The sequence below is a fragment of the Palleronia sp. LCG004 genome (assembly GCF_032931615.1).
In the GTDB taxonomy this organism is placed as follows: domain Bacteria; phylum Pseudomonadota; class Alphaproteobacteria; order Rhodobacterales; family Rhodobacteraceae; genus Palleronia.
Window position 1 is genome coordinate 551,008 of the sequence record NZ_CP136759.1, and the last position, 15,440, is coordinate 566,447.

Annotated in this window: 6 protein-coding genes, 1 pseudogene and 1 other annotated feature; all 7 genes and pseudogenes read right to left on the reverse strand. The window is 60.1% G+C overall.

Going from position 1 to position 15,440, the window contains the following annotated elements; genetic code table 11:
* Window position 1: 1 nt before the first annotated feature.
* Window positions 2–790, reverse strand: coding sequence for a hypothetical protein (locus RVY76_RS02660; protein ID WP_317375655.1), 789 nt, complete (start codon window positions 788–790; stop codon window positions 2–4).
* 1 nt (window position 791) lies between these two features.
* Window positions 792–4,658 carry an Eco57I restriction-modification methylase domain-containing protein gene (locus tag RVY76_RS02665; protein WP_317375657.1) on the reverse strand — a complete coding sequence of 1,289 codons (3,867 nt, stop codon included), beginning with the start codon at window positions 4,656–4,658 and terminating at the stop codon, window positions 792–794.
* 2 nt (window positions 4,659–4,660) lie between these two features.
* The gene (locus RVY76_RS02670) at window positions 4,661–7,372 is read right to left on the reverse strand and encodes a DEAD/DEAH box helicase (protein ID WP_317375659.1); all 2,712 of its coding nucleotides are present in this window, start codon (window positions 7,370–7,372) and stop codon (window positions 4,661–4,663) included.
* Between the two features lie 56 nt (window positions 7,373–7,428).
* On the reverse strand, window positions 7,429–12,609 hold the full coding sequence (locus RVY76_RS02675; RefSeq protein WP_317375660.1) for a DEAD/DEAH box helicase: 5,181 nt from the start codon (window positions 12,607–12,609) through the stop codon (window positions 7,429–7,431).
* Between the two features lie 123 nt (window positions 12,610–12,732).
* Entirely contained in the window at window positions 12,733–12,924 is a 192-nt protein-coding gene (locus RVY76_RS02680) for a type II toxin-antitoxin system Phd/YefM family antitoxin (protein WP_317375662.1), read from the reverse strand.
* A gap of 405 nt (window positions 12,925–13,329) precedes the next feature.
* Window positions 13,330–13,494 (reverse strand): hypothetical protein, encoded by a 165-nt coding sequence (locus RVY76_RS02685; RefSeq protein ID WP_317375664.1) that lies wholly within the window; start codon window positions 13,492–13,494, stop codon window positions 13,330–13,332.
* Window positions 13,495–13,679: 185 nt separating this feature from the next.
* Window positions 13,680–14,920, reverse strand: a pseudogene (locus tag RVY76_RS02690) (IS3 family transposase).
* Window positions 14,512–14,628 (reverse strand) — a sequence feature (AL1L pseudoknot). Its footprint overlaps the pseudogene before it by 117 nt.
* Window positions 14,921–15,440: the final 520 nt, after the last annotated feature.

The following is a 15,440-nucleotide window of genomic DNA, read 5'->3' on the forward strand; positions in this document are numbered from 1 at the left end:
GTCAACCGTCCAGCCGGTCAAGCAGCCCGGCCCGCATATCTTCAAGGGACGGCAGCACGTCCTTGTCTCGGACCAGCGCGCGCACGTCGTCTTCAAAGCGCTCGAGGAAGACCGAGAATACCTCGCCCTCGTCGTCTTCGGCCGATGCTGCCATAAAGGCCTCGACCATCTCGTCAGCCAGATTGGATAGGTCGCCCGCCGGGTCGATCAGCGCGTAGCAATGGCTGGCGATGAGGTCCACCGCTTCGCCCCTGTCCGACAGTACGGACCAGATTATCCCCGAGCCTTCAACTTCGTAGCCGATCACGTCGCCGCGGTGCGGACCGATGAGGTCGAGGGTCCGGCGTGACGCGCGGCTGTTCACCTCGTCGAGGACGAGGGACACGATCCCGTCAATCCAGATGCTGCCGAGGCTTTCCTCCTCGTCGCTGTCGTCTTCCTCCTCGAAGGCTTGCGCGCTCAGAAAGACGAGCGCGTGCCTGGGAAGCTTCTCCACCTCGGTCTGGATCGATACGCGCACAACGTCTTCGAATGCGCCCGACAGCGAGCCGAGGCGAACGTCGTCCCAGCCCATGTCGTCTTCGAACGGCCCCTCCTGCAGCGACCAGCAGTACTCGTCCCACAGGTGGCGGGCCGCGACATCGCCGAAGGTGTCGTTGGCCGATTGAGAGCGCAGATCGTTGATGACTACCCCGGCGATCCGGGCGACTTCGGTGCGGGCAAAAGCCTCCGCGGCCGACTGCAAGCGCGAGAGCCCGTCCCGGCTGACCTCAACACGATCCTCTGCCATTCTAGATCGCCATGGCGCTGGACTCGCTGTTCGCCTCCAGGCGGTCCCAGGCTTCGAGGATTAGGCGTTGAGTGCGGAATTCGTCGAACTCGCGTATCTCGCGGTTACGAAGCGCCTTGAAGGTTTCGACCCCGCAGTCCTCGCCGAGCACGTTGGCGGGGTCGAGAATGTAGGCCAGCTCGTCTTTGCTCAGTTCATATACGTCGCGCGCAACGAGGACATCGATCTCAGCCGCCACGATTGCTCGTCGCTCGGGATCATCAATCACGTCCTCAACTGTGGAAAGAATCTCTGCATCGACAGCAGTCTGACGGAAGCCGGCCATCTCAGGTCCAACTGCGCAGAGTGAACAAACTCGGCGGGCGATTTCCCTCGCTGACTCTGTCGACGCAAAATCGCGAGGAAAAGGCAGGCTGTCCATGATCGTATATGACATGGTTAATGAAACCTTCTTCCGAACGAGATAGTCCATCGTCAGAGAATTCGCGATGCCAAGCCAGAGCAGTGTGTATAAGTTATCACCATTTATGAATTCTATAGTTGGAACCTTATGCCCGCTTACACAAGCCGCTGGCAGAAGGGCCGCTATTAAACCACGTTGGTTCGTCGGGCTTGCCACGTCACCGAAACCAATCCGGCATCGATCGATGCGTCCTGCGAGCTTATCAGGGGTCTTTTCGCGCAATATGCGCCACTGGGACTGAATGCGCTTGTCCGGATTACCGAAGGAATAGTCTTCCCATACGGCAGACCGGCCGCGACCGGAGACGTAGCCCTTTGCGCGGTAGTCGTAGGCGTCGATCATCCTGCCTTCAAAGACTGGCAGTCCCTCGTCGCCCTCTGAGAACAATCCCCGATCCGTTCCCATATCGACCTCGCGCATGTAATGCCGATAGGGCAAGCCTTCGATCTCCTCGCCGAATTTCTGATAGAGGCCATACATCCTGGAGCAGACGTCCACTTCGTACTGCGACGCGAACTCCATGACGGCCACAGCGTCCGACGAGAACTCCGATACCAGGCTGACTGGAATCTCCAGCCCGCGCCCGGAGACCACCTTTTCCAGTTTCTCCAGCGTGTTTACGCGGAACCATGCTGGGAACCGCTCCGTCTCGCCGTCCTTCCACGCGACGTAGAGACAGAACTTCATTCGCGTATCGATTGAGGGGAACCAGATGCCTCGCGTGTTCTCAAAGCCGGCCAGTCGGTCCAGCCGGAATGCCGAAAAGAGTTCCTGGCGGATCGCGGTGGCGTTGGCGCCGTTGTAAAGCCCTTCCGGCACGAATTGCGCCGCCACGCAGCCATGGCGCGTTGCCGAGAGCGCGGTCTCGACAAACATGCGGTAGACGTTGAAGTCCCCTTTTCCAAGGTTGCCTTTGGCGAACAGGCGATAACGCCCGCTCGACTTCATGAAATGGACCGCGGAATAGAGATCTGCGCAGTACTTGTCCCACTTCTGCGCGATCACCGGGTCAGAAAGTAGTTCCGCATATGCGACCTTCTGTTCGTCCGGCGAGAGATGGCGCACGTTCGGATCGTACACCGAAAAGAATTCTTTGTAGTCGGGACTCATCGTGTCCCACGGCGGATTCCCGAGCACGAGATCAAATCCGCCGTTGGCCATGATGTCAGGGAATTCCAACGGCCAGTGGAAGGCTCTCGCATCGCGGGCGGCATCAATGGCCTGCGCAAACAATGGACCGAAGGGCTGAACGCCCCGCAGCCACTCCCACAGTGTGCCGCTGGTCGGAATGGTCTCCGCACCGCGGCGCGGCAACCCATCAGGGCCGGCGTGAGGTCCGCCCTTTAGCTTCGGAAGCAGGAACGCGGACACATAGAGGTCACAGGACATCTCTAGCTGCCACGCGTCTGCCCCCTTGGCCGTGATCGCTCTGAGTCTTGCGGATTTTGCTTCGACCTCTTCGACGGTGTCCTCAGGCATCGCTCGAAGGGCCTGGAAATCGCTCAACAGGTCGCGGGCCCTGCTGAACCCAAAGCCCGCAGCTATTCTGGACTTTTCATCGCGCTCGCGCTTGTTTTTCTGCGAGTAGTATCTCGCTACGTCCTTGTCGTCGTTTCCAATGGCCTTGTAGGCGTCGTCGGGGATGCCTTCTTCCAATACATTCAGATCGAAGACGCCCAGCAGTGCGTCGCCGCACCGAATCTGCGCGTCGAAGAAGCCAAGAGGAAGGCCGGGATCCACCGTTTCGATCCAGAGTGCGACCTTGGTCAACTCAACCGCCATCGGATTGCGGTCCACCCCAAAAAGGCAGGAACGCGCCACGTCTCGCAGCGCATGACGGAAGTCAGCCAGAGAGGGTGTCCCGTCCGCACGTATCCTCGCTAGACGGGTCGCTAATCGCCTCGCTGCGGCAAGTAGAAAATGCCCGGAGCCGCAGGCGGGATCGATGATTGATAGCCCTACAAGCGCGCTCGCCGGATCTTCTGCTGCCGCTTCGGTCTTATCCAGCAAGGGATCGAGTGCGGTTTCGAGCAGTGCTTCGACCAAGCTGTCGGACGTATAGAACGAGCTTGTTGTTTTCCGCTGATTTCCCATCTGCTCGGCCGCCTCGGAGGCGAAAACCAGCGTCTTGCCGTCATCCCCCAACTGTGGCTGGAGTTCGAGCAGAGACTCGTAGACGGAGCCCAGTTCCTCGGTCTCCATCGCGCGCCAGTTGACGGGGACCATGCCGGTTTTGTCGGCGAGCCAGGAGAGGCGGTAGAGCGCCTCCATGAAAGCGCGGTTCCGCAGGCGGGCGGTTTCGAGGTGGGGCAGCATGTCATCGGCGAAAAGGCCGCCGAGCGCCGGGAGGGCGAGCGCCTCCTGTCCGTGGGCGAGCGCGCGGAAGACGATCTTGATCCCCTCGTAGCGGTCGTGGTGCTTGTCCCAGGTGGCGGCGCGGTAGCACTGCTTGCGCAGCGCGGCGAGACTGTAGCCCTCGGCGTAGAGCGCCCGGGCCTCGGCCTTCGACGTCGCCGGGTGGAGCAGGTTCCGGTCCTCGGCGACCATCAGGAAGATCAGCCGGTAAACGAGGCGGAGGAGTTCGTTGAACCAGGTTGTGAGGTTCACCTCACCGGATTTCAGTTTGGCCGCGAGCTCGGGGTTGGCCTCGAGGAAGCCCGAGCCCAGCACCTTGAGCGCGATCTGGACCTGGTCAGCCAGGCGGTCACGCGCGGCCTCTCCCTCGCGCGAGCCAGCCTCGCGCCACCGCTCGAGCGGGCAGTCGGTGGCCGGGGTGTCAGCGGCGCCGAAGCGTGACCGGTGGATGATGAGCCAGAGCGCGGCAAAGGACGCAATGTCCTCGGTCGAGAAGATCTGGGCGAGGTCGGCTTCGATGTAGGCGGGGCGCGTCAGGGACGCGTTGTCCCGCATGAGGCGAAGGTGGGTGCCGTTGGTGACGATGCCCCATAAAGCTTCCTCGGTGTCGTTGAGGTAGTCTTGAAGCGCGAAGGCGGGCGAGCGGGAGCGGTCGACGGACAGGGTCGGGCTGCGGCGGTCCAGCGTCTCGCTCGGCGGCACAACGACCAGAGGCACCCGGCCGCTAGCTATCATGGCGAGCGGCGCAGTGGCTGGCGCCATGTCGTCAAAACCGAATGTCTCCTTGAAGAAGCCGGCCACAAAGCGACGTGTTGCGTCCTGGGAGGGCGCCTCGAGCTTTTCGAAGGCATCGAAGTGGGATTGGCCGACGCGGAACGCCGTCGAGATTTCCTCGCGGATCGTGAGGCCCTTGCGGACAGCATAGTCCTCCGGCGCCTGTTCCGGTGCGTCCCGCTGGTCGATCTTGGCGATCATCGCGGGCGCGATCAGGTTGCCCTCGAGGCTGAGCGAAGGCCAGGCGGACATGTCGGAGATCGGTTTGCGCGCCATGATCACACCTCGCCCGGCATGAGGACGAACAAGCCGATCACGTCAGGCGGGAGAACCGCGTCGACGCTGACGCGGGAGATGGATCCGGCCGCGGCACGCAGCCGAGCGTGATCCTTGACGAGTTCCACTGCCCTCTGCTTGACAAAGTCCGCCAAAGGTCCAGCAAGCAGGACGGGCAGGTCCGCCCTAGCAGCATTGATCATCCGATCTCGTGCGATCGCCGCGAGGTCGGCAGTGGCCGGCGTACTGAGCATGTTGCGGACGTCTTCACCGGACGTCACGACGCCCTTGCCCTGAAGGGCAACCAGCGCGGCTTCTTCGGCTAGGAGTAACCGCTCCTTTCTGGCGTGGATCGTGAGCTTGTACCGGACTCGCAGGAGGGCGACGCGCGTCATCGCCGTGACCGCTGTTGTCGGCCATGCACCCACGCGGCCAATGCCGAGGTCCGGAAGCGCCTCCTGATCCAACGACGCCTCGACAAGGCTTTCGGCGAGCGATGCCGTCAGCGGATGTGTTCTCGTTAGGAGAGACGTTCCAGAGGGAGCCGGCTCTGCGGTGGCGAGCTTGACGGATTTCTCAAGGCCGCGCTGTTCAAGCTTCTCCTTTAGGGTCTGCTGGAGCGCGTGGACATGAGCTACGTAGAGGTTCCGCTTTTTCTCTAGTGGGACACCGAACCGCGACATCGCGCGCTCAATGAAAAGCTTCGTATCCTCGGGCGAGCCGAGCAGGCTTCTGACCTTGTCCCACTCCGGCGCTACTTCAGCAGGCTTCATCGCGTTCTGGGCGAACCTGGCGCGCGATTTCTTCTCGTTCTCGCTGGCATCGCGCCAGCGCGCTTCCATGACCTTCGTGCCCTCCTCGAGGCGAAGGTCGAGAGAGAGCTGCTTGTGCCCACCACGCCGGAGCATCATTGCGGACATCAATGCGTCTGTGACCGGTCCACGCTCATCAGGTAGCGGAACAGTTACACCAGTGGCCTTTCTAATTTCCTCGGCCTTTCGCAGGATCACATCGAGGACCGCGCCATCGATGGCGCTGTCAGGCGAAAACATCATGATCGAGCGAACCAGCTCGGCCGGTTGGCCGAAACGGTCCACCCTTCCTTCACGCTGTTGATGTCGGGTCGGATTCCACGAGAGATCGTAATGAATGACCGTGTCGAAAAGCTGCTGCAAGTTGATGCCTTCCGAGAGGCAGTCGGTCGCCACCAGGATTCTCTGCGCACCTTCTTCCGCATCCTCCAGCGCCATTACGGCAACACGATCGCGGCGTTCGTCCGGGGTCAGCTCTCCAGTTACCGACTCGATGATGAGCTTTGGGAAAGCTCTCCGCAGGCCTGACTTCACGTGTTCGGCGGTGGCCAAGTACCGGCAGAAGACGACCGGGTTGGCACCAGCCTTGATCAGCGGTTTGAGTGCACCCACGAGGGCATCGAGTTTCGGATCTTTCGCTTCAACCAGATCGCCAGCCTGATCGATGAGCGCACGGAGTGCGGGATCATCCGAGAATGCCGTGCTCGGTTCGATGTCCACGGCATCTTCGTCGTCGCCGTCTTCGTCATAGATCTGAGGTTCGAGACGGTCTGCTTCGTTGGCGGCGCGATTTCTCAGCGCACTCAACGCCGCGGCGGGCGAGGAACCGACGCAGCGCATGAGAGCTAGGGTGCCCCAGAACGCCAGGCGCTGATCCCTCTTTTGCTCTCCGGCTTTCGAGACCACCTCGAGGCAATAGTCCAGAACGGCTTCCTGGAACGCCAAGTGCTCGGACGAGAGGCGGTAAGCGTGCTCCGTCGTTTCATGTTTCGGGAATGATCGTTCCTCGTGCCAATCGCCCTCTACAAGGTCCACGCGACGCCGCTGGACAAAGTGCCTCGCTAGGCGCTCTCGATATTTGGCGCTGTCGAAGTCCAGCGTGGCGAACTCCTGGTCAATCAGTGAGAGCAGTCGTGCAAATGCTTCCTCGTCGCCCGAATGCGGTGTGGCCGTGAGCATGACGAGCCGGCGCTCGGCGTCTTTCGCGAGCCCCTGTAACAACTCGAAACGCTGCTGTTTGCCTTTGTGGGTGCCTACACAAGCGTGGGCTTCATCAACGATCACGAAGTCGGGACAGGCCCGCCCGAACCCCTCCCGTCGCTTCTCGGCTTTGATGTAATCGAGGCTAACGACCGTGTGGGGGTAAGCGTCGAAAAGGGTCTGAGCGAGCGGCAGATTTCGCTCGAGGCGTGCCGCTGTGCCGGAAGTCACCGCGACTGCGTCGATTCCGAACCGATCCTTAAGCTCGATGATCCACTGATCCACGAGGTGGGGTGGGCAGAGAACCGAGAATGCATCGACTTCGCCACGGTCCATGAACTCCCGCAGGATCAACCCCGCTTCGATGGTCTTGCCGATCCCGACATCGTCAGCGATCAGCAGACGCGGCACTTGAAGCCTGAGTGCCATGAGAAGCGGCACAAGCTGATACGTCCGTGGTTCAAAGGCGAGTTGCGCGGCGGATCGGAAAGGCCCGGCGCCGCGACGAAGCGTGAGCCGGAGTGCGTCCGCTAAGAGCGCAGCCTTGGCTTGCACTGTATTGCGCGAGTCTTCTGGGAGATCGAACCGCGCTGCTTCGACCGACGCGATTTCCAGCGTGGGGTCCAGGACAATGATATCGTTCTCGTTTCCCGACAGCGGTCGAAGCGCAAGAATCCCTGCGCGTGGGGCTGGGAGCGCCACCCATTCGCGACCTCGGGCCCGAACCAAATCGCCAGGTGAGAAACTCAGCACAAGGATTACCCTTTCAATAGATCAAGTAACTGTTTGGGGACGCCAGCCTCGGCCGATGCTGGAAGAGCGACCAATTCCCAGCCTTTGTTGGCTGCTTCATTGGCCATGTCTGCGGAAACCGCCTGGCTCGTTGCGGCGACATAGTGCCCGCGCCATACGAATTCGGCTTCCGCACCGGCAAAGCTGAGGCCGATGGTGTCGACCTGCGGGAGACTAGCAGCCTCAAACGCTTTCAGCCACGGTGACGACGCGCCGTTTGGCGTCGCCCTCCGCTCAAGGAACGTGCGACCGCGCGCAAGGTCAACCAACAGCTGGGTAACCTCATCGCTGCCGCGGTCGATCTGCTCATGGTCCGGCTGGTTAAAGTACGACAACAGGCAGCGGTAGCACCCTCTAACGCAGGCATCGTCTGCCTTCTCGGTCAGCAGGCTTGCGTCTCCGCTTGCAACCGCCGCGTCGATGTTTTCGAAGTGCATGAGCCCGAGGGCTGTCCGAGCGACCTCGCTGATCGCTTCTGGATTATCCATCAGGCGCGTAAGAACACCGGCCCCTCCCTCCGTGGCTTCGTAGGCAAGGATGGCGCGGCGGTTATCGCGAGCTGGAAGCGGCTCGCTTAGGATCTCGCCTTCTTCAAGCTGATAGACGACCTCGATCCCCCGCAAGAGCGCATGTTGAACGGTGGTGATCGTGCTTGGGTCAAAGTTTTCCGGTTTCTTGAAGCGGAACAGAAGCGCGTTCTTGCGGTCCCTGACGATCGGCACGATCCGGACTGGCTTGACTACATCGGGCGGAGCGTCGGTCTCCGCATCCTCGTCCTCAGATTTTGCCCAGTAGCCTGTACGGGGATCGATATTGAAGCCGAAAACCGTCTGGTCCTTTCGGCGCTTCAGACCCTTGTTCAGACGACTGATCTCGGCGCTGTTGGCGTATTGCAGTGCGAGCAGAGAAGTCTCGCCACATTTGAATTCCGCGTTCGTGACCTGCAATTGATCGTCCTTCTTCGGCCACGAAAATACGGTCTGGATGTCGAAGCCCTGTCGCACGCGCTCTTCATCGTTCGCGGTGATGCGTTCAGTGGGGGCGGCTTCCACATTGTCGATGCGGAGCGTGCGCTTGATGGGCACCTCGCCTGCCATGTGTGCGTCGCAGCCATGGCAGCGCTCGACTTCTCCTTCGTGGCAGGCTCCGCAGTTGGCGCAGATGTAAATGTCTTTGGTCGCGAGTTCCGATCCGTCGCCCTCGCGAACCTCTGGAGGGAGCTTCGCTTTTATTACGCGATAGGCGCGACCTTCGTGGTAGATCAGGCTTCGCGGTCCAAATTCCGATATCGCAAGAAAGCGCGCGCGAGAGAGGAACGAGCCGGTCTTTCCCTCGCCGGGAACGAAGGCGTAGAGCGGCAGGCGTGGGAAATTGTAGCCGGGCAGGAAGCCCTCCGTCGCGAGGTAGCGATACGAATAGAAATCTGATCCGTTCGATGCCTTTCCTTGCTCGAGGATCGCAATCTGGTCGCTGGCCTGCATCTGTGCCGCCTTGATCTTGCGCCGGTCGCCGGCCGAGAGACCTGTGATTTCCGAACGGGCGTTGGCTTCGGCCAGCTGCGTGCGTGCTGAATTGTAAAGCTCGCGCCAGCGATCGAATGCGCGGCCAAATTCCTTCGGAGCGTTCATTGCTACTTGAAGCACGAACTCTTCCGGGTCCTCCATCCAAACGGGTAGCGCGCCTTGATCAGCTGTCAGGATCTGTTCGAGTACTCTTTGCATTGGAGCGCGCGCCCGGGAGACAAGATCGGATTTGGAAATGGTGGTGAGGATCTCTTCCTTCAGCGGATATCGGTCGCCACCAAGGTCGAGGATATCCGGGATATCCGGTTTAAGAGCGAGACGGCTCTCAGCAAGCCAGACCGCATGCAGGTGCGAACGCACCAGTTCTTCGTTCGTGATATCCAGCGCAGGCGGGCGCACGACACCCGCCACCATGTCATTGCGGCGCTCGAAGAAGTACTGATCGTGGGGAGAACCCGATGCGCAGTACGTCACCACTACCGCTGCCTGGCCAGAGCGGCCCGAGCGGCCAGCACGCTGTGCGTAGTTGGCGGGCGTTGGGGGGACGTTCCTGAGATAAACCGCATTGAGCGCCGAGATGTCTACCCCAAGCTCCATTGTCGGCGAGCAGAACAGCGCTGGAAGGAACTGTTCGGATTCACCGGTGGTCTTGATTTCGGTCCGATATTCTGAGGTGCTGAGGTTTTTGAGGTCGTCGTCTTCGTACCTGAACCGCCACTCACGCCATTCGCGCTGCCTTTGGGAAACCTGCGCGGTGTGCTCGCGTCCCTCCAACCCCCAATAGGCGCTGTGACCCGATGCCAGATCGTCCGCAATCGATGCGTAAAGGTCGTGGAAGTATCGGTTTCCCCGCTGGCTCTCGTCGGAAAGCGCGGGGCCGGGCACAAGGCGGACGGCAGAGGGCGTCAGCCGCCAGCCTACGAGATCAGCGTCGAGCTCAACTGGGACAATTAAGCCCTCATCGGCGAATAGCTCGAGCAGGCGCGAGAAGAACTCGAGGTAGTCGTCCCTCCCGAGCTTCGTGCCCAACACGCTCTTTTTGTTAATGAGGCGCGCAATCCGCGAGTTGTGGCCAGCGCGCAGGAGGGTCTGTTCCTCCCGAAGTCCCACGGCGTTCTTTCCAGGCGCGCGTAGGAGCAGCGAAGATCGTCCGCGCGGGTTCTCCTTGACATCTATCGCCCACGGAGCGCGCAACAGCGACCGTGATTTCTGCGCGACACCGTCCAGGACAGTCAGGTCGAGGGCTTCCGTATTAACGGCCAACCCTTCGAGCATTGCGCCCAGAACGGCCTTTAGCAGGGTGGCTATCTGCTCTTCGGATTGATCGCTGAGTTCGGGCAGGACTGTCATCAGCCTTTCCCGGTCTGATGCCATGTCGGCGACTCCGACGAACTCAACATCGAGAAGTTTCAGAACAGAGAGACTGGGGTTCGTGTAGCGCCAACCCCTGCGGAGGTCAGTCCAAACTCGGTGAGCCAAGACCTTTGCAAGCGCACGCTGAGCGTCTTCTCGGATAACGGCACCAGCCGATGGATCGAGCATCCAGTTGGCACGTGCCTCTTTGTTTGCGGACGTAAAGCCAAGGGCCTTGACGACGCAGAGACCAAACTCATCCTCGGTCAGGCCCTCGGGCCCTGCTGCAGTTATGGCCCGCAGAATGGCCCCACGCAGAAGGCTCACGAACAGAAAGTCGTTGAAGTGGCCGGACTGAAGGGCAGCGTCTTGCCGATTGTCCGTGAACCCAAGCAGTTTCCGCTTGGTCTTTGGAACACCGCTCGTCGGCTTGTTCATCCACTCGAGAGCGCTGGACACGAGAAGGGTCGTCGCGGAGCTCCTACCTTCGCCAGAGAGGCCCGCCAGCTTACTTCGCTCACGCATCCCCTGGTTGGGCTCGTCCTTGCAGCAGAGGCAGAATGCAAACTTTCCGGGGATGAACCAGAACTCTCTCCCACCAGCGCCATGCCGGCCGTCTGGCGTCACGACATAGGAGACGGGCGCGCGCTTCTTGCGATAGGACCGCAGCCGCTCGACCCCGTTGCGCTCTTCAAGCCAGCTCTCAGGGTAGCCGCTCAATTCGCCATCGAAGGCAAAATCGAGATCATTGTCCGGAACTGGACAAAGATATCCCGCCACATCCTCGTCGTCGTCGGTTTCCAGCGGCGTATCGTCGATGTTGCGGGGGAGAACCCCGATGTGTCCGTCATCCTCGGTCTTGGTGACGACGTGGTATTCGTGTCCGCAGTTCCTGCAGAAGCGTGTTGGGTAAAGCCGGTTACCCGGAGCATTGGGATCCTCAAGCTGGCCCTCGAAAAGAACGGTGCGCGGCTTGTCCGTAAGCGTGGTAAAGATCTCACCAGCGCCGGAGATGAACCTATGCAATTTGAATGCGAGAAACGCTCCGTCCCCCGTCCCACCGCGCTGATCTTCGGGAAGGCTTACCAGTGTCAGGAAGCCTTCTAGCTGCGTCCGACACTGCCCTGCTTCAATCCCGCTGTCGTCGGCTAGTCGTTTGACGGCCTCCTCGAAGGGAACAGGCTTCTTTCGCTTCAGCTCCAGCCCGTCATCGAGTCCGAGCGCAAGTTCCGCCCATACCGCGAGCGGGTGCTTCCTGAGCTGCTCGTCGTCCAATTTTGTCGGGAGAGGCTGTCGCACTACATCAGCGAGTGCGGCTGTTGCATGCGCAAGACTGATGGTGTCGTCAGTAGCTCGCTGTAAGGATTCATCTATTACAGCATCCGGACCGATCTCAGAGCCGAAGAGCCTGGTCGCGACTTTGGCCACGGCGACCGCTCGGCTTTCTTCGGTGCCTTCTGAAGCCATCGTTGCCGAGGTGCCTATGCAGATCGGAGCCTTGTCAGGGGAGCAGCGGTCGCGCAGCCGCCGAACGAGCACCGCCACATCCGCGCCTTGACGCCCTCTGTAGGTGTGGAGTTCGTCGAGGATGATAAATTCAAGACCGGTCGCGTTCTTGACCACCTGGGCGTCTAGGTCGTCTTGTCGGGTCAGCAGAAGCTCCGCCATCATGTAGTTCGTGAGAAGGATATCTGGCGGATTGGCCGCGATCCGCTGACGCTCCTCCTGGCTCTCTTGCCCCGTGTAGCGTTTCACAACTGGCTTTAGGGCGTCAGGAAGCCCTGACTGTCCGATGAACTTATCGATCTCCTTCATCTGGCTGTTCGCCAGAGCATTCATTGGATAGACGATGATCGCGCGTGTAGTCCGAGGCTTCCCGGCGCGTAGAGCGCGAATGATGGAATCGACCACTGGCACGAAGAAGCATAGCGATTTGCCAGAGCCCGTGCCTGTGGTGACCACATAGCTTTTGTGCGACTTCGCCTTGGCGATCGATTCCGCTTGGTGTCGATGAAATCGTAGAGGTGTTTCGCCAAAGCGGAATACCTTGCCGGTTCCCTCGTCTAAGTCGCCGGAGAAGACGAGATCGTCCACCGTGGGGCCTGAAAGATATCGCGGGTTCAATGAAAGGAGAGCGTCCGGCCAGAACCGCCCAGCATCGTACTGCTCATCTATTGCCCGGCTTAAGTCATCCGAACGTATAGCGCTGAAAGATCTTGAAAAACGTTCGTACGAATTAACAAGAAAATGATTGAATTCGAATGCTTTCATGCGCGGTCCTTCGCTTCAGCGTGGGTATTTATTGCGAACTGCAGCTGAGGTTCGCGCCGGCGGGGGCTACGCTGAAAGCCCAAGCACTCTCGAAAATCACTATATGCTGCATAATACCTGCTCTTATTTCTCAATTTCACCGAGAACAGTCGGGTACTCTCCGTCAGCGGTGGAACGAAGCTTCTCGTATGCTTCGATAGACATCACCACGACGACGGTGCGCCCATGCTTCGCCACGGCCACTGGTTCAGTCCGCGCAAGATCAATCAGTCGACCGAAGCCATACTTCGCCTCTTTCGCACTGAGGACATGCATACGGAGGTTACCTCAGGACCATGGATAGCGGCCAATTCGGCCACAAATGTGTCCACCGTTCAATGACACAGGAGGTAAACCAAAGGTAAACTTTTGCTACGCAAAAGGTAAGATCGATGCGCTTACTGGATCTTGCCGCAAGCAATTTCAAAGACTTATCTATGCGGCAGAGGAAAAACTATCTGGCGTTTGACACTTCCACAAAGCACTGATATCACTGGCTTCTTGGTCGGTTTTGTCTAAGGCAGATTGGGCCTTAGACAATTTGCGGCGTCCCGAAAGATGCTTCCCAGTCGCTTCTCTCCTTATGCCCCTGTGAAATCTCGTTGAGGTGTCGCCGAAGTGACACGCGGCAGAAAGCAAGAGGGCCGCAGCGAGTGCGGCCCTCTTCGGATGTTTGGACGCTCATTCTTTCAAAAACCTGCCGGTCTCCAACACAGAGGGTTCAGGGCTGAGAAGCCGCCGCCTTTCGGCGCGCTTCGTGTAGCGCTCGATTTCCTTCAGCGTCTCATGTCCGCTCCACGCAGCGATCTGATGAATGTTCGCGCCACGCTCGGCATGAAGAATCATCCGGCTCTTCCGTAGCCCGTGAGACGTTTTCCCCGCGGGGACGTTGGCCATTTAAGCCCTTTCCGAGAACCACTGCGAGGCGCCCTTGCGGGAGCGAGCTTTGCCATGCACCGTCAACATGAAGGTTCCGCTGCGTTCTCCCATATGAACCCGCGCCGGGTTTGCCGGAGACCGTTTGCTTCACTTTATGCGACCATATCGAGCGCGGCACGCTGCGCATAGTAGTTGGCTTCGGCCTCGACAGGCGGGATGTTCCCGATGGGTTCAAGCAGCCGGCGGTTGTTGAACCAGTCCACCCATTCGAGGGTCGCCATCTCAACAGCCTCGAGGTTTTTCCAAGGACCGCGACGGCGAATGACCTCGGTCTTGTAGAGGCCATTGATCGTTTCGGCCAATGCGTTGTCGTAGCTGTCTCCGACGCTTCCTACTGAGGGCTCGATGCCAGCGTCGGCCAAGCGCTCGGTGTAGCGGATGGAAACGTATTGGGACCCGCGATCGCTGTGATGCACCAGGCTGCCGTCACCATCGGGGCGTCGTTTGTAGAGTGCCTGCTCCAGCGCATCCAGAACGAAGTCCGTCTTAGCCGACCCTGACACCCGCCAGCCCACGATGTGGTTGGCGAATGTGTCGATCACGAAGGCCACGTAAACGAAGCCGGCCCAGGTCGAGACGTAGGTGAAGTCGCTCACCCACAGCACGTTCGGTGCCGGGGCCCGGAACTGGCGGTTCACCTTGTCTTGCGGACATGGTGCCGACATATCGCCTTGCGTGGTCTTGATGACCTTGCCACGCACGGCCCCACGCAGCCCGATCTGGGTCATCAGCCGCGCCACCGTGCAACGGGCGACATCAAAGCCTTCCCGTCTGAGCTGGTGCCAGGCTTTGCGCACCGCCGTAGACTTTGAAGTTGGCGTCCCAGATCCGCTGAATCTCGGGACGCAATGCTGCATCCCTTTGTTGTCGCGCCGACGCCTTGGATGGATCGGCACGGATGGCCAGGTGCGCATAATACGTCGATGGGGCGATCGGCAGAACCCGGCAGATCGGCTCGACCCCATAGACGACACGATGATCGTCGATAAACCCGATCATCGCTTCAACGGGCGGTCGAGCTCCGCCTGAGCGAAATAAGCTGATGCTTTGCGGAGGATCTCGTTCGCCTGACGCAGCTCACGGTTCTCGCGTTCATGCAGCTTGATCCGATCGCGCTCGTCGCTACTCGTGCCACCCGCCGCAGCACCGGCGTCCTTGGCGGCCTTCCTCAGCCAGACTGCAAGCGTCTGCGGAATACAGCCGATCTTCGGTGCAATCGCCGCTATCGCGGCGCCCTGCGTTTCATAGGAACTCTGGTGTTCCAGCAACCATCCGCACCGCGCGGGCGCGAACCTCAGGATGAATAGCGGTTGGCCATCTTGCTCTTTTCCATGACTCTCATCCTTCTCAGGTTTCAAGTCTCCGGCAAACCGGCGCGGTTCAATGGCCGCGATGGCGAGGCGAAGATGCTCGAGATCTTCGGCTACCGCGAACGCCGGCAAGCCTCTGTCGAATGGCACCGAGACTTCACTCCCGGTTTTCTTCTGATGAAGACAAGCCAACCATCATCATCGACATTCTCGGGGCCAAGACCGACGGAGTCCGAGATCCGGCAGCGGCCCAGTATTGCAGCTCGAAGGCCATGCGTTCTTCGGTGCCATACTCCCAACGAGAGCGGTACTTGGAGATGTCCGAGAAAGTCCACGGAGGGTAGCCCGGCGTGGCATCTACTTTGAGCTTCTTCACCCCTTCGGTGGGCTTCGTGATGATCAGACGCCGTCCGAGAGCGAAGTCTCCGAGAGCGCTCCAAGACTTCAGACGCTCGTTGGCGGGATTTCGCTACCATGCTATCCATCTGGTGTCGGATGTGTTCGGGGCGCACGCTTGCGAAAGCGACCCTGCCGACGGCGCCA